Source organism: Acidobacteriota bacterium (assembly GCA_009691245.1).
Classification (GTDB): Bacteria; Acidobacteriota; Terriglobia; order 2-12-FULL-54-10; family 2-12-FULL-54-10; genus SHUM01.
Map to the genome: position 1 here is coordinate 1 of SHUM01000007.1, position 22,449 is coordinate 22,449.

General features: G+C 58.9%; 17 protein-coding genes. 10 read left to right on the forward strand and 7 right to left on the reverse strand.

Translation table 11 applies throughout. The features are described 5' to 3' along the window. Positions 1-710: 710 nt before the first annotated feature. The 4 genes from meaB (at position 711) to EXQ56_03005 (ending at position 5,046) form a co-directional block, all read left to right on the forward strand. Positions 711-1,967, forward strand: coding sequence for a methylmalonyl Co-A mutase-associated GTPase MeaB (meaB, locus tag EXQ56_02990; GenBank protein ID MSO19415.1), 1,257 nt, complete (start codon positions 711-713; stop codon positions 1,965-1,967). Positions 1,968-1,988: 21 nt separating this feature from the next. Further along, positions 1,989-2,867, forward strand: a complete 879-nt coding sequence (gene mtnP, locus EXQ56_02995) for an S-methyl-5'-thioadenosine phosphorylase (protein ID MSO19416.1) — start codon at positions 1,989-1,991, stop codon at positions 2,865-2,867. A gap of 27 nt (positions 2,868-2,894) precedes the next feature. Continuing rightward, complete coding sequence (locus EXQ56_03000) at positions 2,895-3,809, forward strand: sugar kinase (protein ID MSO19417.1); 915 nt, start codon at positions 2,895-2,897, stop codon at positions 3,807-3,809. 94 nt (positions 3,810-3,903) lie between these two features. Further along, complete coding sequence (locus EXQ56_03005; protein ID MSO19418.1) at positions 3,904-5,046, forward strand: methionine synthase; 1,143 nt, start codon at positions 3,904-3,906, stop codon at positions 5,044-5,046. Between the two features lie 16 nt (positions 5,047-5,062). Here the strand turns inward: EXQ56_03005 and EXQ56_03010 are convergent, their stop codons facing one another. From EXQ56_03010 to pilB, 6 genes are all read right to left on the reverse strand, one after another. Further along, positions 5,063-5,668 (reverse strand): cob(I)yrinic acid a,c-diamide adenosyltransferase, encoded by a 606-nt coding sequence (locus EXQ56_03010; protein ID MSO19419.1) that lies wholly within the window; start codon positions 5,666-5,668, stop codon positions 5,063-5,065. Beyond that, entirely contained in the window at positions 5,665-6,546 is an 882-nt protein-coding gene (locus tag EXQ56_03015; GenBank protein ID MSO19420.1) for a pantoate--beta-alanine ligase, read from the reverse strand. The genes EXQ56_03010 and EXQ56_03015 overlap by 4 nt, the downstream gene beginning before the upstream one ends. Further along, positions 6,546-7,430: a 3-methyl-2-oxobutanoate hydroxymethyltransferase gene (gene panB, locus EXQ56_03020; GenBank protein ID MSO19421.1), complete on the reverse strand. Its 885-nt coding sequence runs from the start codon at positions 7,428-7,430 to the stop codon at positions 6,546-6,548. The genes EXQ56_03015 and panB overlap by 1 nt, the downstream gene beginning before the upstream one ends. Before the next feature lie 244 nt (positions 7,431-7,674). Next, positions 7,675-8,883 (reverse strand): type II secretion system F family protein, encoded by a 1,209-nt coding sequence (locus EXQ56_03025; GenBank protein MSO19422.1) that lies wholly within the window; start codon positions 8,881-8,883, stop codon positions 7,675-7,677. A 111-nt stretch (positions 8,884-8,994) separates the two neighbouring features. After that, positions 8,995-10,119, reverse strand: a complete 1,125-nt coding sequence (locus EXQ56_03030) for a type IV pilus twitching motility protein PilT (protein ID MSO19423.1) — start codon at positions 10,117-10,119, stop codon at positions 8,995-8,997. A gap of 110 nt (positions 10,120-10,229) precedes the next feature. After that, positions 10,230-11,945 (reverse strand): type IV-A pilus assembly ATPase PilB, encoded by a 1,716-nt coding sequence (pilB, locus tag EXQ56_03035; protein MSO19424.1) that lies wholly within the window; start codon positions 11,943-11,945, stop codon positions 10,230-10,232. A 357-nt stretch (positions 11,946-12,302) separates the two neighbouring features. Between pilB and EXQ56_03040 the strand changes: the two genes are divergently transcribed. The 5 genes from EXQ56_03040 to EXQ56_03060 all read left to right on the forward strand — a co-directional run bounded on the left by EXQ56_03040 (position 12,303) and on the right by EXQ56_03060 (position 17,216). Further along, positions 12,303-12,914 (forward strand): DUF1844 domain-containing protein, encoded by a 612-nt coding sequence (locus EXQ56_03040; protein MSO19425.1) that lies wholly within the window; start codon positions 12,303-12,305, stop codon positions 12,912-12,914. Positions 12,915-12,916: 2 nt separating this feature from the next. After that, positions 12,917-13,687, forward strand: coding sequence for an MBL fold metallo-hydrolase (locus EXQ56_03045; GenBank protein MSO19426.1), 771 nt, complete (start codon positions 12,917-12,919; stop codon positions 13,685-13,687). Between the two features lie 122 nt (positions 13,688-13,809). Further along, a complete protein-coding gene (locus EXQ56_03050; protein ID MSO19427.1) occupies positions 13,810-14,805 on the forward strand; it encodes a bifunctional riboflavin kinase/FAD synthetase in 996 nt (331 codons plus the stop codon). Next, positions 14,693-15,445 carry a hypothetical protein gene (locus EXQ56_03055; GenBank protein ID MSO19428.1) on the forward strand — a complete coding sequence of 251 codons (753 nt, stop codon included), beginning with the start codon at positions 14,693-14,695 and terminating at the stop codon, positions 15,443-15,445. Before EXQ56_03050 ends, EXQ56_03055 begins: the two co-directional genes overlap by 113 nt. A 127-nt stretch (positions 15,446-15,572) precedes the next feature. After that, positions 15,573-17,216 (forward strand): benzoate-CoA ligase family protein, encoded by a 1,644-nt coding sequence (locus EXQ56_03060; GenBank protein ID MSO19429.1) that lies wholly within the window; start codon positions 15,573-15,575, stop codon positions 17,214-17,216. Positions 17,217-17,290: 74 nt separating this feature from the next. Here the strand turns inward: EXQ56_03060 and EXQ56_03065 are convergent, their stop codons facing one another. Next, positions 17,291-18,952 (reverse strand): ankyrin repeat domain-containing protein, encoded by a 1,662-nt coding sequence (locus tag EXQ56_03065; protein MSO19430.1) that lies wholly within the window; start codon positions 18,950-18,952, stop codon positions 17,291-17,293. A 235-nt stretch (positions 18,953-19,187) separates the two neighbouring features. Between EXQ56_03065 and EXQ56_03070 the strand changes: the two genes are divergently transcribed. Continuing rightward, positions 19,188-22,439, forward strand: a complete 3,252-nt coding sequence (locus EXQ56_03070) for a TonB-dependent receptor (protein ID MSO19431.1) — start codon at positions 19,188-19,190, stop codon at positions 22,437-22,439. Positions 22,440-22,449: the final 10 nt, after the last annotated feature.

Below are 22,449 nucleotides of genomic sequence, written 5' to 3' on the forward strand. Positions count from 1 at the left end.
GGCGTATCTGGACCTGACGCTGGCCAGTACGGAGCATCGCAAGATTTGGAAACATTTGCAGCGCTGCGCCGATTGCCGCGAAGAGTTGAGCCAGATGTCCGAGCTGCGCGACGAGTTGCGTCAAATTCCCGTTCCAGCAGTCCCGGAAAGACTGGCCTTTGACGTTCGAGTGCGCATTGCTCAGGCGCGCTATCAGACGCAGCGGCCCAGCTTGTGGTGGAGGCTGCGCATGCGTGTACAACCCTTCGCCATGCCGGCATTCTCCGGAACCATGTCTGCTATTGTCATCTTTGCGCTGTTCATTCCCGAGGTGGCTGTACCCGGGACGGTCTACAAGAACGACGTACAGATCGAATGGGCCACGCCAGCCCGCCTGCTCGCAATGGGACCGACTGAATTGGGTCCGGGTTCCGACAATCTGGTCGTTCAAGTATTGATTGACCACAATGGCCGCGTTGCCGACTATTCCATCCTTTCCGGCAACCATACAGACGAGGATATGCGGGAATTGCGCAATCGTCTGACGTTCACAGTCTTTGATCCGGCAACATTTCACGGGCGCCCGACCGCCGAGGTTCGTTTGATCGCGTTCAATACCATTCGCGTGCGCGGCTAAGCCCCATCTCCGCGCAGTTTGCTTGACCTTCCCCGCTCAATGCTCTAACTTCGACTTCTGCGCCTGAATTCCACGATGGTATCAGCGGTGGCGCATGGACGAACCCGTGAGCAGCCATCCCGACAAATCGATTCGCAATATAGAGGAATGGATCGACCGCATCCGGCAGTGCGATGTGCGCGCCGTCGCGCGCGCCATCTCAGCTATTGAGAATCGCTCAGCGGATTCGGCGGCCCTGCTCAGCGGACTCCGCGCGCAATCCGTGCAAACTTTGCGCCATTCCGCTGTCGTGGGAATCACCGGCGCGGCGGGAACCGGCAAGAGTACGCTCACCGATGCGCTGATTACGGAGCTGCGCCGACAGAGCAAGACCGTCGGCGTGCTGGCCATCGACCCCAGCAGCTCTGTTAGCGGCGGCGCGCTTCTGGGCGACCGCATTCGTATGCAGGCGCATGGCCTCGACCCCGGCGTGCTGATTCGCAGCATGGCCACGCGCGGGGCAGTCGGTGGATTAGCGGCGGCCACGCGCAATGCCGTCGCGGTGCTGGACGCCGCGGGAAAGGATTTCATCCTGATTGAAACAGTCGGCGTCGGGCAGGACGAAATCGCCGTCGCACAACTGGCGGACGTAACCGTGTTATTGCTGGCTCCAGGAACAGGCGACGGCGTGCAGGCCATGAAGGCCGGTCTGATGGAAGTGGCCGACATTTACGTGCTGAACAAAGCGGATGATGCTGGCGTGGCTCAGCTCGAAGCGGATGTCGTTGAAAGCCTGCAACTGCGGGAGCCGGATGAAAGCAATCAGTCAGCGCGATTGGCTCCGATTGTCCGAACAGTGGCCACGGAAGGCACAGGAGTGCCACAATTGATATTGGCGATCGCAGATTTGCTGGCTCCAGGCCGCCCCTCAAAACAGCGGCCAGAGGTTCCCATCAAGGCAGCGCTGGACGACTCGGCCGTTCTCGATCATATGGGAATCGCAGTTGCGTCAATCGCCGAATCGCTGAAGTTTTACGAGGATGCCATGGGGCTGCGTGTCTCCGGTTATTATGACATTCCGCAGGAATTAACCAGGGTGGCGATGCTGCCCGCCGGCGAGGCCCGCATCGAGTTACTGGAAGCCACTCAGCCCGACTCTCCCATCGGCCGATTTCTTGCCAGGCGGGGACCGGGACTGCACCACATCTGCATTCGAGTTCCTGACCTCGGCGCGGCGCTGGACAAACTAAAGCAGAGCGGAGCGCAGTTGCTGCAGGCAGAACCGCAGGAGGGCGCAGGCGGCCATCGCTATGTTTTTGTCCACCCCGCAAGCGCGGGCGGAGTTTTACTGGAACTGGTGCAGGCGCAATAGAAAAGCTGGAAAGGCAAATGGATGCAACCAATCGAGCAGCGAGCGGAGATCGGCGTGATCGGCGGCAGCGGGCTTTACGGTCTGCCGGGACTTGAGAACATCGAAGAAGTGCGACTGGAGACGCCTTGGGGGCAACCCTCCGATGCTTACATGCTCGGCACGATGAAGGGACGGCGGCTCGCGTTTCTCGCGCGGCACGGCCGTGGCCACCGAATCCTGCCCAGCGAGCTGAACTTTCGCGCCAACATTCATGGCATGAAACAACTGGGCGTCGAGAGAATTCTCTCCTTCAGCGCCGTCGGTTCGCTGCGTGAAGATTTGCCGCCGCAGATGTTCGTGCTGCCGGACCAGTTCTTTGATCGCACCAGCGGCCGTATCTCCACTTTTTTCGGCAACGGCTGCGTCGCGCATGTCGGATTCGCCGACCCGATCTGCCCGGAGATGCTCAATTCCTTGGATACGGCTTGCGCCGCGGCGGGAGTCTCCAAACACCGTGGCGGCACCTACGTCTGCATGGAAGGCCCGGCGTTCTCCACCAAAGCCGAGTCGCATGTCTATCGCTCCTGGAAGATGGACGTCATCGGCATGACCAATTTGCAGGAAGCCAAGCTCGCGCGCGAGGCCGAGATTTGTTATGCCACCGTCGCGATGGTTACCGATTTCGATTGCTGGCATCCGGATCACGATGCCGTTACCGTGCAGCAGATCGTTCAGAACCTTATGGCCAATGCGGACAACGCTACGAAAGTTTTGCTGCACACCCTCGAGAGCGTGCCGAGCGCACGCGGTTGCCGCTGTGGCTCCGCACTGGAGAATTCAATTCTCACCGATCGCGCCAGGATTCCCGCCGGAACGCGGCGCGACTTGGACCTGCTCATCGGAAAATATCTGGCCAAGTAATTGGCCCACAAATGATGGAGGAAAGTAATGAGTTTATTGGTTGTGGGATCGGTGGCGTTTGATGCGGTAAAGACACCGCATGGAAACATTGATCGCATGTTGGGAGGGTCGGCCAGCTACTTCGCCGTGGCGGCCAGCTACTTCACTCCGGTGCGGATTGTCGGCGTGGTGGGCGACGACTTCGCGGACGAGCATCATCAGGTCTTCCGCGACCGCGGCGTCTGCACGGAGGGTCTGGAGCGCGTGGCGGGCAAGACGTTTTTCTGGTCCGGTGAGTACAGCCCGAATATGAACGACCGCACCACGCTCGACACGCAGCTCAATGTATTCGCCACCTTTGAACCCAAGCTTCCGGAGCATTACCGCAAATCACCCTATCTATTTCTTGGCAATATTGATCCGGAATTGCAGACTCGCGTGCAGCGTCAGATGCAAGACCCGCGCCTGGTCGCCGGCGACACCATGAATTTCTGGATCGAAGGGAAACGCGAGCACTTGATCGAAACATTAAAAGGCCTGCACGTGTTGCTGATCAACGACTCGGAGGCCCGTCTATTGAGCGGCGAGTGGAATCTGGCCAAGGCCGCCCGCGCCATTCGCAGCTTCGGGCCACATACGGTGGTCATCAAGCGCGGCGATAACGGCGCGACGATTTATCAGGATGGACACATCTTCAGCGCTCCGGCGCTGCCGCTGGAAGTTGTCCACGATCCCACCGGCGCGGGCGACAGCTTCGCGGGCGGGTTCATGGGCTACCTCGCTTCCCTGCCCCCCTCCAAGGATGAGATTGCGCCCAATGATTTACGGCGCGCCGTGATCTTTGGCTCCGTTATGGGCAGCTTCACGGTGGAGCAGTTCGGTCTGGATCGCCTGCGCCACCTGAATCGCGAAGAGATCGACAGCCGCTTCCGAGTATTCCAGAAATTGACTCAGTTTGAGTAGCTCGCGTGTTGTGATTTTCCTATTCGACTGTCATCCTGAGCGCAGCAAAGGATGACAGCAAGAAATATCCTCGCTGGAACTCCGAAGGATCATCATGCCCTCACTTGATTTAAGAACCTTGCGCGTCGATCAGATTGGAAGCCTGCAGAGGCCCAGCACGCTGAAGGCCGCTTACGCCCGCCATCTTCAGGGTAAACTCTCGGTGCAGGATTTGCACGAAGCGCAGGACGAGGCCATCCTGGAAGCGATCACGACGCAGCAGGCTCATGGGCTGCCGGTGCTGACGGACGGCGAGTTTCGACGCGTCCACTTCATGGAGAGTTTTGGTGAAGTGGCCGGGATGGAGCAGTGGAAGAGCAAGCTGGACGCGGTGATCCGCGCGCTGGACGACGAAGCCGACGCCGCCAACTCCCGCGATATTCTCGGCATCGACCCCACGCTTCGTACGCAGCGATCGGTTACCAGTCGATTGAAGCTCATGCGCAATCGCCCGCTGGAGGAGTTCGAGTTTGCTCAGACCATCGCTTCGCAGCCCGTTAAGGTCACGCTACTGGACACGGATCGCATCTGCCAGGGCTACGATCCCGAAGGGTCACGGAATTTCTACGCGGATACGTCCGCATTTCTCGATGACGTAGTTTCCATTGAGCGAGAGATGGTGAAAGGGCTTGCCGACGCGGGCTGCAAGTATATTCAGATGGATGCGCCCAGCTACACGCGCTACGTTGATGCGGCTTCGCTACAAGTGATGCATGAGCGCGGTGAAGACCCGCAGAAGAATCTCGCCGCCGCCATCCGCGCCGACAACGCGGTGATTGAAGGATTTCCAAAGACGGTGTTCGGCTTACATCTCTGCCGGGGCAACCGCCACAGCATGTGGCACCGGGAAGGATCGCTGGACGCGATAGCGGAACAGATATTCACCGGCGTGAAGCACCAGCGCCTGTTGATTGAATACGACACCGAGCGCGCCGGGACATTCGAGCCGCTGCGCTTTGTCCCCAAGGACAAGATTGTTGTGCTCGGATTGATTACCACCAAGACGGGAACACTGGAGACCGTGGACCATCTCCAGCGGCGCATCGAAGCCGCCACGAAATACCTGCCGCTGGAACAACTCGCACTCAGCCCGCAGTGCGGATTCGCCTCCGACCTGCGCGGCAACCTGATCAGCGAAGAAGATCAGTGGCGCAAGCTCGCTTTGATGATGGAGACCTCTCGCAAAGTCTGGGGATAGCCGCGGCGGGCCGCAATCAATGAAAACTTGCGCCGGTTTCCGGTTCGCCGGCCAGGCCATTCACGTGGCGCGCCAGAACGAACAACAGGTCGGAGAGCCGGTTGAGGTAAATCAGTACGGGCTGGTTCACTTTTTCCACGGCCATCAGGGCGACGGCAATTCGTTCCGCGCGGCGGGCGACCGTACGCGCCAGATGCAGCAGAGCGCCGGCCTCGCTTCCACCGGGCAGTATAAATTCCTTTAGCGGCGGGAGTTTTGAATTGTAATGCTCCGTCGCCTCTTCTAATCTCTCCACTTCGCTAAAGGCGATACGGCGAATCGCCCGTTGACTGCTGTCCGCTTCATCCGGCTGAGGCGTGGCCAAGTCTGCTCCCATTACAAAAAGGTGGTTCTGAATCTCTTGCAGCAGCGACTCTATTTCCCGCGGCGTTTCTCCACTCGATGCCAAAGCGGATTGGCCCTGGCGGAGTTTCTGCCGAATCAGACCCAGCAACGAATTAAGTTCATCGACATCGCCGATGGCCGCAACGCGGGCCGAGGCTTTGCTGACGCGCTCGCCGTTGACCAGGCTCGTTTGGCCGGCGTCTCCGGTCTTGGTGGTAACTTTGCTGATTCTCACTATTGCTCCGGGTCGAGAATGATATTGTCGATCAGGCGAGTCGCGCCGAAACGCACGGCGACCGCGGCCAACGCAGGCTTCGTGATCGTCGCAATATCGCCAAGCGTCTCGCGATCCACAATACGCGCGTAGTCTATCCTGGCGCCGGGAACGGCCCCAATCGTATCGAGCAGTTGCCTTTCCAGTTGTGCCACTTCACGAATTCCGCTCTTAACGGATGCCTCGGCCTGCCGCAAGGCACGCGAAAGAACCGTGGCGGTGGCTCTGTCTTCCGCGCTTAGATAGGCGTTACGCGAACTCAGGGCCAATCCGTCCTGCTCACGAATAATGGGGCAGACGACAATCTCCATCGAGAAGTTCAGCTCGCGAACCATGTTCTGAATGATGATGACTTGTTGCGCGTCCTTCTGTCCAAAAAATGCGGCATCCGCCTGAACAATATTGAATAGCTTGGCAACGACCGTGGCGACTCCGCGGAAGTGACCGGGCCGGAACGCGCCGCAGAGCGGCTCGGCCAGACGGCCGGGATCAATAGCAATCTGGGCCATCTGCTGAGGAGCGCCATACATCTCTGTAGTTGCTGGAGTGAAGACCGCGTGCGCGCCCGCCGCCGTGGCGAGTTCGAGATCGCGCTCCCAGGTGCGCGGATAGCGCTCGTAATCTTCGCCCGGACCGAATTGCGTGGGATTCACAAAGATGGAAAGAACGGTGCGGTCGCAGTCCGCCACGGATCGTTCCACAAGCGAAACGTGCCCGGCGTGCAGAGCGCCCATGGTCGGCACCAAACCGATGCGCAGGGGCGCCCAGCCGCTGCGCAGGCCTTGCCGACGCTGCTCGCTGACCCATGCGCGAGCTTCTGGAATGGTGCGCAGAATGGAGATCATTTCCGGCTCAAAGTGGAATAGGGCGCTGCAGGGACTACCGACTTGGTTTTCGCTTCGAGTGGCTCAGGAGAGAAGCTGTGCTCCCGGCCGGGATAAAGTTGCTGCCGGACTTCCGCCGCGTACTGCTGGACGGCACCGCGGATGGTCTCGGAAAGGTTGGCATACTGTTTCACAAAACGCGGACGGGGGCGCGACTGCACATCCTGCCCGCTGTATCCAAGCAGATCGTGAAACACGAGTACCTGTCCGTCGCAATGAACGCCGGCGCCAATGCCGATGGTGGGAATCTGCAAGCTGGCAGAGATGCGCGCGGCAACGTCTTCTGGAATGCATTCCAGCACGATGCCGAATGCTCCGGCGTCTTCGAGGGCACGGGCATTATCCAACAAACGGCGCGCCGCCTTTTCTGTTTTCCCTTGCACTTTATAGCCACCTAACACGTGAACCGACTGGGGAGTCAGTCCGAGGTGCCCCATCACTGGAATGCCGGCGGCGACCAATGCGCGCACCTGCGGGCAGTAATCCACTCCACCCTCCAGCTTGACCGCGCTGGCTCCGCCCTCCTGCAAGAAGCGACCGGCATTGCGTAGCGCATCTTCCGGGCAGGTCTGGTAGCTCAAAAACGGCATATCGGTTACCACGAGCGCGCGATGCACGCCACGCGCCACCGCCTTGGTGTGGTGGAGCATGTCATCCAGCGTAACGGGAAGCGTTGTGGAGTGGCCGAGCACCGCCATGCCCAGCGAATCGCCTACCAGCACCACATCCACGCCCGCTTCATCGACCAAACATGCGCTGGGGTAGTCGTAGGCCGTGACCATGACAATCTTCTCACGGCGTTCTTTAAGTTTGGCGAGGCTGGTCGTAGACACTCTTTGCATAGCCCCTCCTGATCACTTCCCTGGTATTTCACCCGGCCGGGATTTACCACATTCAGCCAAGGCATCAGAATCCACGCCATCCCCACTGGGCAGCGGGAATACTCAACATATCAATTATACTCTCCCCTGGCTATGGAAGGGATGCCCCAAAATAGAGAAGGGGCTGCTCGATCGGCAACCCCTTCTTGATTGACAACTTGCAATGTTCCGAAGCGATTCTCCGGCTCGGCAAGAGTATTGGTGCCTAGCCAGCCATTTTGGCGATGAGCTCAAACATGGGCAAGTACAGAGAAATGACAATTCCTCCGACCGTGACGCCAAGAAAGAGGATGATGACCGGCTCCAATAGCGTGAGCATGTCTTTGACGGCCGCGTCCACTTCGGCTTCGTAGAAGTCAGCAATTTTCTGAAGCATGGCGTCCATGGCGCCGGTCTGCTCACCCACGGCGATCATCTGAGTAACCATGTTTGGAAACACCTCGGTCTCCCTCAGCGGATCAGTTAGCGTGCGCCCTTCTTCGACAGCCTTGCGCACTTTCAGGATGGCCTGTTCAATGACGGCATTGCCGCTGGTGCGAGCGGTTATATTCAGCGACTCCAGCAAGGGAACACCGCTGGTGATCAGCGTGCCCAGCGTACGCGTAAAGCGAGCCACCGCGATTTTGCGGATTAGAGGGCCAAAGATCGGCAACTTCAGCAGGAAGCCATCGATGGTAAGCCGACCTCCGGGCGAAGCATAGAATGTTTTGACTGCGCCAGACAGGGCGAAAGCCAGTACGACGAACACCCATCCAAACGTGCCAATAAACCCGCTGACTCCAACCACAATTCGCGTCGGCAGGGGCAGGGTTACGCCGAGCGAAGTGAACATGTTGGCGAAAATCGGCACGACTTTCCAAAGCAGCAATCCGACAATGAGAACGGCGATACCGACCACGGCGACCGGGTAGATCAACGCGGACTTCACCGCTGCCTTGAGCTTGACGGCCTTTTCCACGTAAATGGCCAGGCGCTGCAGAATCGTATCGAGGATACCGCCCGTCTCACCGGCATCAATCATGTTGACAACCAGCGCGTCAAACACTTTGGGATGTTCGCGCAGAGCGTTCGCAAGCGTTGATCCAGCTTCCACCCGCCCCCGAACCGCTGCAATAATCTTCTGAAACGCCTTGTTCTCCTGATTGCCCCCGATAATTTCCAAGCACTGGACCAGAGGCAAGCCCGAGTCAATCATGACTGAGAACTGGCGGTAAAAAATGGCCAGGTCCTTCGCCGTAATTTTCTGCCCGCCAAAAGTCGGCAGTGAAAACTCCTTGCCCTTCTCCTTGATTTTCACCGGGCGTATGCGCTCGCGTTGAAGCAAACTGATCAACGCCGTCTTGCTATCCGCGGTGCGCTCCCCGGAAACCTTTGCACCCTGAGCTGTGCGGCCATCAAAGACGTAAACTGGCATGGTCCATCCCTCGCTGCAATAAACCCAAATACTCTATTAAATTCAACCAGGCACCCAATCGGGACTGGAGTCCAGGCGCGACGCATACAACGTGCATCCTGGCGGTACCGGTTAACGCTTCATCGCCCCGGCAGCCGCGCCGGGCTTAACGCCTTGGTTGATCAAACCAACGCCGCGATTGATCATGTCCTGCAATTCGTCCTGGTTGCTCGACCGCAACAGCGCAGTTTCCAAAGTGATCTGCTTGGTGGAGTATGCCGTGGCCAAGGCCTGGTTAAACGTCTGCATCCCGTACTTGTCCTGCCCCGTCTGCATCGCGGAATAGATCTGGTGAATTTTGTCTTCGCGGATTAGATTGCGGATAGCCGCATTCGGCACCATGATCTCCAGGACCATCGCCCGGCCCGTTCCGCCGGCCTTCGGCAAGAGCGCCTGACAAAGAATCCCTTCCAGCACCAGCGACAACTGGGCGCGAATCTGCGGCTGCTGGTGTGCTGGGAACACATCTACCACGCGGTTAATGGTGGAAGCGGCGGAGTTGGTGTGCAGCGTTCCGAACGTGAGGTGGCCCGTCTCGGCGATACGCAGCGCGGCCTCAATGGTTTCCAAGTCGCGCATTTCACCGATCAGCACCACGTCCGGATCCTGACGAAGAGCGGCGCGCAGCGCATTGGCGAACGAATGAGTGTCCGAATTTATTTCCCGTTGATTCACGAGGCAGTTCTTGTGCCCGTGAAGATACTCAATAGGGTCCTCGATCGTGATCATGTGATCGTGGCGGTCGTTGTTGATCTTATCCAGCATGGCGGCCAGGGTAGTGGACTTGCCGCTACCCGTCGGGCCCGTAACCAGAATCAACCCACGAGGTTTATCGCACATTTTCGAGACGATGGCGGGAAGCCCCAACTTATCGAAGGAACGAATTTCGTAAGGAATCATACGAAAGACAGCGCCGACAGCGCCGCGCTGATTGAACACATTGCCGCGGAAGCGCGCCAGCCCTTTGATACCGAAGCTGAAGTCGAGTTCAAGATGCTCTTCAAAGCGATGCTTCTGAGCGTCGGTGAGCACGCTGTAGGCCAATTGCTTGGTCTCACTGGCCGTCATCGGCGGCATGTCCAGAGGACGCAGCGAACCGTCCACGCGAATCTGTGGCGGTGAATTTGTGGTGATGTGCAGATCGCTTCCGTTGATCTCGATCATCTTCTTGAGTAGTTCACTCAATGAGGCTGCCATGCTTGTTCCTCCCGCTGGCGACGCCAACGCTCCCGCATTTTGCCCATGCCTATAATCTTTATTTATATTCTCAAACGTACCGGGTTGAACGTTTGATTACTCCCGAGACGTTACAAAACTGTTTCACGAACAATTTCTTCCAGCGTCGTCAGACCCTCTTTCACTTTGATCAGCCCGCTACGCCGCAGCGTGATCATTCCCTGCTCCACAGCCTTCTTTTTCAACTCCAGGGACGAAGCGCCGACCAGGATCAATTCGCGCAGTTCGTCATTGATTTCCAGAATTTCGTATAACCCCACGCGACCCTTGTATCCACTGCCATTGCATGTCTCGCAACCCTTGCCCTTGCGAATCACAATGGTCTTCACTTCTTCCGGCGTAAAGCCGGCATCCGCCAGCGCTTGCACAGGTGTTTTGAACTCAGTCTTGCAATTCACGCAGACCCGGCGTACTAAGCGCTGGGCGCAGATCAAATGCACGGACGTGGCCACCAGAAAAGGCTCAATTCCCATATTCATCAAGCGGCTGATGGTGGACGGTGCATCGTTGGTGTGCAGCGTGGAAAGCACCAGATGGCCGGTCAAGGCCGCCTTGATAGCCACTTCGGCGGTTTCGAAATCGCGAATCTCTCCCACCAGAATGGTGTTCGGATCTTGCCGCAGGAAGGAGCGCAACGCGGCGGCAAAGTTCAAGCCGATCGACTCTTTCATCTGCACTTGATTGACACCCATCAACTGAAACTCGACCGGGTCTTCGGCGGTGATGATGTTGGTATCAGGGCTATTCAATCGCGAAATCGCTGAATAGAGCGTGTTGGTTTTCCCGCTACCCGTGGGGCCGGTAACCAGCACCATGCCATACGGCTTCAAAATGGCCTTCTCGAATTTGTCGAGCGACTCCTGCTCGAATCCGAGCTTGGTCATGTCCAGGCGCAAGTTCTCTTTATCCAGCAACCGCATGACGATTTTTTCGCCGAACATGGTGGGCAGCACGCTGACGCGAAAATCCAGCGCTTTTTTCTTGCCGTTCTGTACCAGCTTCAACTGGATGCGTCCGTCCTGCGGCAGGCGCTTCTCCGCGATGTCCAGCTTGGACATGATTTTGATGCGGCTGGTGATGGCATCCTTAATCTTCATGGGCGGCGCCATGACGGGATGCAAAATTCCGTCAATGCGATAGCGGACGCGATATTCTTTTTCGTAAGGCTCCATATGGATATCGCTGGCACCCCGGCCCACCGCCTCGCGCAGGATGGCGTTCACAAGCTTTACGACCGGGGCATCACCGGCGGCCCGCTCCAGCTCGGCTTCGGAAAGCTCCGATTCAGTGGCGTCAAGTTCGAGAACTTCATCACCGTCTCCAAACTCAGCCATCGCTTTCTCCAGGGCATTGCCCTGAGATTGCGTATAGAACTTATCGATGGCATCGCGGATGGCCGACTCGGAGGCCACCACCGGCTCCACATTGAAGCCGGTCATGAACTTAATGTCGTCCATGGCGAAGACGTTGGTGGGATCGACCATGGCAATGGTCAGCGACGTACCCACGCGGCTCAAGGGAACCACTTCGTAGCGGCGCGCCGTATCCTCCGGCACCAGCCGCACCACGTCGGGATCGACTTCAAAATAAGTTAAATTGATGGAAGGAACGCCGTATTGGCGGGATAGAAATGTCGTGACGTCTTCATCGGAGACAAAGCCCAGCTTCACCAGGCAGCTACCGAGTCGCGTCCCCGTTTTTTTTTGATTCTCGACAGCCTGAGTCAACTGAACCTGAGTTATCAGGCCATCCTTGACCATCAGTTCACCAAGACGAATTCCCGACACCAGCGGCTCCTCAAATATTACGCACTACTGCCGACAACCGGCAATGCCAAGCAGACTGATCCCCTCGCAAATGCCGTTGTCAATAGCCTACTATTATCATCGGAGTAATGGAACTGGCGAAGTAGCATATATTGGTCAATGTCCCATATCTGCCAACGCCTCCGCCACATTAGACTGCCCAATCACTTTCGGGCGGCCCCTCACTGCATGGCTCCCGGAACCTGCGTGTTGCTCCCGGAAAAGGTATCAGAGTAAAATTACTAGCTTGGAACCTGTTCTGCGCAAAACCATTCCGGCTGCTTTCAATCGCCGGCCTGCGGAGCGGATAACTTTGGTTGAGAGATCACTGACCCTTATATGCCCAATAACAAGCCAAAACACAACGAAGAAGAGCCCGTTGAATTCAAAGTAGTTGACCGGCGCAAGTTTACTTCAGATGGTGAGCCCCGCTCCGACGCTGAACCAGAGCCGGTGGCTGAACCCGTGGCGACCTCGCAACCTGCCCAATCCGCTCCCGCTCCGGAGCCTGCTGCTATACCCAAAATTGATGTGCCGCCTCCCACACAGCCATTCGCCGCGGTGGCTCCTCCCTCAGCAGGACTAAGCATGGCCGCGCCGCCCCCACTAGCAGATGCGCCGCCCGTGGAGGCCACGCCATCACCCGGCGCACCGCCAGCCGACTCCAGTGCTCCAGGCGCGCCCGGCGAACCTGTCCAGTTCGAGCATCTGATCATGTCGCTGGTAACCCAAGCCATGCTGCAATTGGGGCTGGCAGCGCGCCCTGGCGATCTGGCGCCCAAACCCGATTTTGCCGCCGCGCACGAGACCATCGACATCCTCGGCATCCTGCATATGAAGACCACGGGCAATCGAACGCCCCATGAAGACCAGTTACTCTCCGGCAGCCTTCAGGAACTGCGCTTGGCCTACGTGGAGATCACTCGCCGCTCAGCCGGACGGATCAATTAACTATGCGCGTCGAGCTGACAGTTCTCGGATCGGGCACTTCGATGGGCGTGCCCGTCATGGGCTGCCGTTGCCACGTCTGCCGCTCCAGCGATCCACGCGATAAGCGCACAAGACCCTCCATTCTGTTGCGCTACAACGACCGCGCCGTGGTCATCGACACCGGCCCGGACTTTCGTCAGCAGGCCCTCCGCGAAGACATGGACCGCCTGGACGCCATTCTCTATACGCACGCGCATGCCGACCATATTTTGGGCCTGGACGATGTGCGCCCCTTCAACATGCAGGGCGCGCATGTCATCCCTCTTTACGGTAACCGGCCCGCGCTCGACGGACTGCGCCGCGTCTTCAAGTACGTTTTCGACGGAAACTATCCATGGGGCGGCGTACCGCTCATCAAAGATCATTTGATCACCGGCCCGATTGAGCTATTTGGACTGGAGTTCACACCCATTCGCGTGATGCACGGCTACCTGGAAGTGATCGGTTTCAAGTTCGGCAAGGTGGCCTACCTGACCGATTACAACGAAATCCCGGATGCCTCGGCGCGACAGTTGCGCGGCCTGGATGTGATCTTCTTCGACGCGCTGCGGCACATGGCTCATCCCACGCATCAGACCGTCGCGCAAGCGCTCAGTGAGGTGGACCGGCTCGCGCCGAAGCGTGCTTTTTTCACGCACATCGCGCATGATCTGAACCACGAAGAAACCGACGCCACCTTGCCGGATCACGTCCGGCTCTGCTACGACGGCATGAAACTCGAATTCGATTGTTGACCATTCCGAGCAGAGCCCCGACCGCCAGGGAGGGGGCACGTGCAAAGGACCATGCGGCTCGGCTAACGTGCCCCCTCCCTGGCAGTCGGGGCTCTGATACGCAACTGTAAAATTAGCCAACCATGCAAATTTTCCAATCCATCGCTGATATCGCCGCGTGTCGGGAACAAGACCAACGCCCCAGCGTGGTAACCATCGGCAGCTTCGACGGCATCCACCTTGCCCATCGCGAACTGCTGCGGCGCGTCTGCGAACAGGCGCGCGCGCGGAACGCCGTCTCCGTCGCCGTCAGCTTTGAGCCACACCCTCTGGCCGTGCTGGCTCCCAGCCGCATGCCCAAACTGCTGACGCCGCTGCCTGCCAAGGTTGCTCTGCTGGCCTCCACGGGAATCGACCGCTTGCTCCTGATTCCTTTTACCACCGAGCTTTCGCGATGGTCCGCCGAGATGTTTATTGAGCAAGTGTTGGTGGCCGCGTTACATGCCAAGGCGGTCATCGTCGGCGATAATTTCCGCTTCGGCCATCGTCAATCCGGCACTCCGGAGTTATTGCAGGCACTGGGCGAACAATTTTCCTACACAGCCGAAATTTTCCCGAAGATGACGCTCCGCGGCCGCACCATCAGTAGTTCGGAGATTCGCGTGCTGCTGGAAACTGGAAAACTTTCGCACGCCAATCGCCTGTTGGGACGACCCTTTTCCGTGCGCGCCGGCATCGCAACCGGTCTGGGAATTGGAGCAGCGCAAACGGTGCCCACGTTCAATCTAGGCGACTACCCCGGATTGCTGCCTGTCCGCGGAGTCTACGTCACAAGGACTAAGTTGTTCAGCGACGACTTTTCTTCGCTGGTTACGAGCGAAGCGATTGATTCTGTCACCAATGTCGGAACACGGCCCACCTTCGGTGAGCGCGAGATAGGGGTTGAGACTCACCTGCTCCAAACGTTGCCAGCAGCGACAAGGCAACCCGCCGCAATGGAGATTTTTTTCTTCCACCGTCTCCGCGATGAACGCAAGTTTGATTCACCCAGCGCACTCAGGCAGCAGATCATCTCCGACATCGATCGCGCCCGGCTCTATCTCCGCCGCACACGAATGCTCACAGAGCCGCGCGCGTAAGCGAGCGGACCGGGTCATTGGTCACTGGGAATCCGCGAGCCGGTCCGCTTGCTCACTGGCGCGGCTCTGCAAGAAATTGCCGGTTCTATTCGATCCGTTGATAGCGTATATTGACGTTTTATCCCCGCGCGCCAGAGCGCCAGGAGTTACTATATTGTCCAAGCGATTGGAGCCGGTTCTGCCCGAACGGCTGGTTCCCATTTTTGATGGTAGCCAGATGGACGCGCATCTGAGCAAAGTGTTTCTACTCATCACCGTTGATGAGCGCGGATGGCCCTATGTGGCCATGCTGAGCCTGCTGGAATTGATCGCCGTGGACCACTCCAACTTGCGCGTGGCTCCCTGGAGCAACAGCACCACCACGGCCAACATGCGTCGCAATGGGAAAGTAAACCTGATCGTGGTCGATACCGAAATGGCCTACTATATTCAAGGCACGGCCACCGAGTTGGCGCCCGAGCTGGCCGGATTTCCCGGCATGGCCATGATGAATATCCGCATTGACGCGGTGCTGGAAGACAAAGCGCTTGACTACGAAGGAGCGGCGCGCGTTACCACCGGCATTCGCTTTGAAAATCCGGATATGGACGCGGCCTACATCGCCCGCGGCCGCGCCATTCTTGATGCTTTGCGGCGCTAGGACATTTGCACGGTGGCGTATTACGCTGCACTCTGGTAGCCACGGCGAGAAAGACACTCCCCGTGGCTACCGGTGCGGCAGCGCGGCACAACGATTGTAAAGATGGTCTAATAATTGGAGGAAAAGAATGGCCGGTTCGAGTGGCAAGTCCGCAAGTGGACGGAGGGGGGGGGACACCTGGGAGAGCGCGTGGCGAAACAAAGACGTGCGCGCCGTGCGCAGCCCTGAGGACTTACCGGAGACATTTAATTTCGCCGCCGCACTGCTCGACCGTCATCTGGCCGAAGGTCGCGGCGCGCGCATCGCTTTGCGCGGACCAGCCGGCGAATATACTTACGCAGAACTTACCCGGCTGGTCAATCAAACCGCCAATGCGTTGAAGTGGCTCGGCCTGCAACGCGAGCAGCGCGTGATCATTCTGTTGCGCGATTCGCCGGAATTCATCGCCACCTACCTCGGCGCGATGAAGATGGGCGCGGTCCCCGTCTCGCTGAACACCTTCGCTCATCCTTCCGAGTACGAGTTCTATCTCAGCAACAGCCGGGCTCGCATCGTGGTGGGCGAGGCGGAATTCCTCGCGCCTATAGCCGACACCTTAAAGAAGGCCAACCTGCTCGCCGTGGTTACGGTCCGCGACAACACCAGCGTCGGCGAGATTGATTTCAAGGAACTGGTCTCCGCGCAATCGACCGAGCTGGACCCGGCGCCCACGCATCGCGACGATCCTTCGCACTGGGTCTACACCTCCGGCTCTACGGGCAATCCCAAGGGCGCGGTGCATCTGCATAAGAACACGATGTTCGCCATCGATCCCTTTTGCCGCCACGTTTTACAGATGACCCCCGACGACATTACCTTCTCCGTCTCGCGCCTATTTTTCTCCTACGGCCTGGCCAACTCCATGTTCATCCCGCTCTGGACAGGCGGCAGCGTGGTGCTGATGCCCATGCGTCCGGAGCCGGAGCGTATCTTTGAGTTTATTGAACTATATAAGCCCACCATCTTCTTCTGCGTGCCCACAGGCTATAACCGCTTGCTGCGCGAGAACATGGACCCAGCTAAACTGAAGAGCCTGCGCCTTTGCGTTTCGGCGGGCGAAGCGTTGCCTTCCCCCATCTATTCCGAGTGGAAAGCACAGACCGCACTGGAAACGATTGACGGAGTAGGCTCCACTGAATTCGGCTACATCTATCTCTGCAACCGGCCCGGCGACATTCATCTCGACTCCAGCGGCAAGATTTTCCCTGAACACAATTTCCGTCTGGTGAATGCCGCAGGCGCGGAAGCGGGGCAGGATGAACTGGGCGAGCTATGGGTCTCCTCACCCGCCGTCGCGTCCTATTACTGGCGCAATCACGAAGGCAGCAAGCGCGCCTTCAACGGCGAGTGGCTGCTCACTGGCGATCAGTATCAGCGCGACAAGGACGGCTACCTCTCCTACCACGGTCGCAGCGACGATTTGTTCAAGGCTGGCGGCATTTGGATCTCGCCCATTCAGGTGGAGACCGCGCTGCTCAGTCACCCCGCCGTGTCCGAGGCCGCCGTGGTCGCGGAGAAAGACGCGCAGGGTCTTGAGAAGCCCGCCGCGTTTGTCGTCCTGAAGCCGAGCAACGAAGCCAACCCGCAAACCGAGGCCGCGCTGATCCATTACACCCGCGAAATTCTGGCGCACTACAAATGCCCGCGCCACATCCATTTCGTCAACGACCTGCCGAAAACCGCAACAGGCAAGATCCAGCGCTACAAATTGCGCGCTAGCTTGAACGCCTAGCGCCGTCGCGCGACAAATTGCGCGGCACCGTCACGCGTCACGTGGCACGTGGCACGGGCACGACAAGGATAGAGTTACTCGCCGGAGCGGTCGCGGTATTTGCCGGTGAAGGGCTTGGCGCCAAGCTCGACCAGCAGAGCGGCGGTCTTGTCGCGTTTGCGGGGCTGGCGGAAGCTGTAATCGTAGCGCCCGCCGGGGAGCTGGCGATAGACCAGTCCCTCGGGATCGCCCATGGCGATGGTCAACGCGGATTGGCCGTACTTGTCCTTGGCCTCGGTATCAGCGCCATGCTCCACCAGAAAGCGGACCAGATCATTAGCGCCCTGTGCGGCAGCGCCGTGCAGCGCGGTGCGTCCGCCATCACCAACCGCATTCACGTCCGCGCCCAGCGCCAGCGCCATCTTGGTGGCTTCCAGCGCTGCCTTCATGTCGGCCTCATCCCAATCACCCGATTCATGCGAGACGCCCGCGGCCACCATCAGCGCCGTAGCCCCATGCTGAGTTGTAATTTTTGGATTGGCGCGGCCCTCGACCAGCGTCTTCATGGCCGCGACATCGCCGCCCGCCGCGGCCAGAAAGAATGGCGTGGCGCCCACGAAGGTAATCTGCGGCAGGTTGTTGCCATTCGACCGCGCCACGGGAGCGTAGTCATACGGCGCGAAATCGTGCTCGACCTGGGCATTGGGATCGGCGCCCTTGGCCAGCAGCGCGCGGGCCAGATCCATCATGTTCTGCTTGCGCCAGCCGAAGCGATCGGTCGGCTCATTCTTCGCGCTGCTGACTTCATGGAATCCTTTGTAGAGCGCATAGTGCAGCGGACACATTCCGTAAGCGTCCTTGGCATTGGGATTGGCGCCGCGCTCCAGCAGATAGAGCGCCAGCTTTTCATGACCACTCGCGGTGGCCACCACCAACGGCGTGCCGTCTTCATCCGTTGCGTCATCAATGCCCGCGCCCGCATCCAGCAGCACACGCGCCGTCTCCATGTCGCCCTGCTGCGCGGAGAACAGCAACGCGGTGAAGCCGCCGGTAGTCTTCGGGAAATACACTTCCTTGCGATACGTGGTGCCTTCAAACTCGCCACCCATGCAGGGGTCGTTGACCGTGCAGGTAATCTCAAACGGCGTGCGCGTGGGGATCACGGTCGAGCGGACCTTCACGTTGGCGCCGCCGGCGATGAGCGCTTTCACCACGACCGTATGCTTCTCCGCCGCCGCCCACATCAGCGCCGTCTGACCCTTGCGGGATTCCTTCATATTCGGGTCCGCCTTTGCGGCGAGGAGGGCTTGCACGGTTTCCACGTTGCCGGTCTGCGCGCAAGTCATCAGCGGGGTTTCACCGGTCCAGTTGGCTTTGTTGGGATTCGCGCCGCTCTTCAAGAGCAGCTTCACCATCGCCCCGCTGGCATTGGTGCAGGCCAGCGATAGAGGCGTAACCCCGTAGTCATTCTCGGCATTCACCGTGGCCCCGCCGCGGATCAGCATTTCGGCCATCGGGAGATCATCGCGATGCACGGCCCAGGCCAGCGGAGTCGCGCCATTCGCCGCGCTCAAGTTCACGTCCACGCGCTCGGAGAGCAACGCCTGCACGCCCTGCCGGTCGCCGCGCTCAATCGCTTCCATCAATCGCGCGTCAGCAGTGGCCGCGCTTGTGGGCAACGCCGTGGAGGCCAACGCCGCAAGCATCAACAGCCGCCCTCCCAATTGGACCGCGAACGGAGTTACTTTGTGAGCCATGAAGCGTCTCCCCTGTTCCCTAGAACCTTCATTCAAGACAATAACTTATACGCCATTTATAGCAGGACTTGGCGGTGAGTCAAGGGAAAAATGCCATTCCGGTTTTCCCTTGACAAATCAGGCCCTCTGGCGGCATAGTCCCCTTAAGATTGTTTGGTTGAACGCGGGTAAGTTTCGCCGTCAAGTCAGACCTGAATTTGGGGATTGCGTCGGCAAATAACAGGAGGATTCTGGAATGATTAGCAACGTGGTTCGCAGACTTGTGTTTGGATTTGTGCTGGCATTTGCCATGCTTCTGTGCGGCACGGCGCGGATCCACGCGCAGACCGCCACGCTTTCGGGAACCATCACCGATAGTTCCGGTGCGGTGATACCAGACGCGCAGGCCACCGTGGCTAATAGCGAGACCGGCGCACAGCGCGTAGTCACCAGCGATGCGCAAGGCCGCTTCACTGCGCCGCAGTTGCAGCCGGGCCGCTACCAGGTGACCGTTTCCAAGGAAGGGTTCGAGACGCTGGTCAGCACCGGCATCGCCCTCACCGTGGGCCAGGAAGCGCACCTCAATCTGCCGCTCACGGTCGGCTCGGTAACGCAGCAAGTTACCATCACCGCCGAAGCGCCGCTGGTCGATACCAGCGCCAGCGCCGTAACTGGCATCGTGAACGAAGAACGCATTCAGAACCTGCCGCTCAATGGCCGCGACTTCTCGCAACTGGCCCTCATCGAGCCGGGCGTGCTGCCCGCGCGCAAGACGGATTCAACCGTCCAGAAGGGATTCGGCGCGCGCATCTCATTTGCCGGCTCACGCCCCGACCAGACCGGCTGGCTGCTCGACGGCACCAACATCAAGAGCATGTCGAACTTCGGCACGCCCGGCTCGGCCTCCGGCCTGATGCTCGGCGTGGACGCGGTGCGCGAGTTCCAAGTGCTCACCAGCAACTACTCCGCCGAGTACGGCGGCAGCACCGGCGGCATCGTGAACATGGTTACGAAGTCGGGCACCAATCAGATTCACGGCACGGCCTACGAGTATCTGCGCAACGACAACATGGACGCGCGCAACTTCTTCGACCGCGTTACGCGAACCAACCCCAAGAGCAAGCCGGAGTTCAAGCGCAACCAGTTCGGAGCGTCGCTCGGCGGCCCCATCCGCAAGGATAAGTTTTTCGTTTTCGGAAATTATGAAGCGCTGCGCGAGCGTGAAGGACTCACCAACATTCAGCGCGTTCCGGATGAGGATGCGCGCCGGGGAATCTTGGGGCCGGGAACCGTCGCCATCGCGGCCTCCGTCCGTCCCTACCTGAGCTTGTGGCCGACGCCGAATGGCGCCAACCTCGGTGGCGGCGCGGCGGAACTGATTTCAGTGGCCAGCGACGTCACCAACCAGATGTACTGGATGACCCGCGCTGATTATCGGATCAATGACAATCAATCCATCTTTGCGCGATTCACCCTCGATCAAGGCGAGAAAACCCGCCCGTATCCAATTCCGATCGTCAACGCCGATATCAGCACGCGCACGCGTTACGCCTCGGTGCAGTATGACCGCGTGTGGTCTTCGCGCTGGCTTTCCACCAATCGCATCGCTTTTAACCGCTCCAATCTGGCCTCCGATGTTTCGCTGAACATCGACTATCCGACGAATCTGTTCGTCCTGAATAAGCGCGTGCCTCCGCAATTCAGTTTCGTTACCGGGCTCGACTCGTTCGGCCCTGGCGACCGCGACGTCTTCAAGAATGTGCAGAACCTGTATGAGTTTCATCACAACATGGTCTACTCGGGCGGCGCGCACTCGGTCAAATTTGGTTTTCAATATGAGAAAGTCGGATTGAATACCGACGGCGGGCCACGCGACAACGGCAACTTCCAATACAATAATTTAACGGCGTTCCTCACCGACGCGGTCTTCTCCAGCACTGCCGCACAGGTGCCCGGAGGGCAGTCTCAGCGCAGCTACACACAACATGTATATGGGCTTTATTTGCAGGACGATTGGCGCGTCCGGCAGAACCTGACGCTGAATCTCGGCCTGCGCTACGAACCGTTTACCCCACCCACCGAAAAGTGGAATCGAATTGCCGTGGTCAAGGATTGGGTGAAGGCTACCTCTTTCGATACCGACGTTCCGTTCTGGAACGATCCGTCAAAGAAGAACTTCTCGCCCCGCATCGGCTTCGCCTGGGACCCCAAAGGCGATGGCAAGACGGCGGTGCGCGGCGGCTTTGGACTCTTCTACGTTACGCTGCTCGGAACTTACTATCGCACACCGGGCGTGAAGAATCCGCCTTACAGCGCGTTCGTGGAAAGCAATGTTACGAACAGCAATCTGGCCAGCTTTGAAGCCGATGTCCGGCGCATCGCTCCGACACTGCTGAACGCGCGGATGACTCCTGACTCATTCATGGAAATTTTTCAGTGGGATCTCGACCCCTCCTACGAGATCAAGTTCAACTTCACGGTGGAGCGGGAATTGCCCGGCAACATGTCCGTTTCGCTTGGCTATCTGGGCGGGCGCGCGAATCACTTGTGGCGGTCGTCGGACGCCAACGCTTCGCCCAGCTCCTTCATGCCGGATGGCCGCGAGTTTGTGGCCTTCCAGACCGTGGGCGCGAATCGCGTCGCGCTCACTCGCGTGAACAACAACACCGATGTCGGAACGATTCGCTACACCGACGCCAAGTCGTTCTACAACGGCCTGTTGTTCGGCGTGAAAAAGCGCATGAGTTCGGGCGTTACCTTCCAAAGCTCATTCACATGGTCCAAGACCGTGGACGACGCCACCACCGGCGTGGCCAACACCGATTACAACGAAGGCGTCGCCGAATATCCCTACGGCCCGAAGAATGATCGCGGCCTTTCGGGCATTCACCTGGGTCGCAACCTGACTATGAACGGAACCTGGGACCTGCCCTTCCCCAAGGATCGTGGAGTGATGAGCTACGTACTGGGCGGCTGGCAGCTTTCCGGAATCTTCTCGGCCTCCGACGGCACGCCGTTCTCGGTGCTGAACAGCGGAACCATTCTGCGTGAGCATAAGCGCAGCGGCGGAGTCCGCCCCGATTATGTCGATCCGAATCGTTCACATGAGAGTATCACTCAGGGCGTCAGCGTGGGCTGCTCCGGAGTCGCCGCCGGCACTCCGCTCGGCACACCTACGCTCTACTTTGATCCCTGCGCGTTCGACAACACGCCCGCCATCAACTTCTACGGCAATAGCGGCCGCAACATTCTTACGGGCCCGGGATTCGCCAACGTCGATGTGAATTTCAAGAAAAACTTCCCGCTGGGTTTCCGGGAAGCTACTTCGGTCGAGTTCTCCGGCGGATTTTTCAACCTGCTCAACCGCCCCAGCTTCGGCATTCCGCCCGCCAATCGCGCCGCGCCGTTCAACGCCGTTACCCGCGCGCGCGATCCCATCGCGGGCCAGATCATCACCACTAGTGGTGAGTCCCGGCAAGTGCAGTTGGGCCTGAAGGTGATCTTCTAACTCGGCAGGA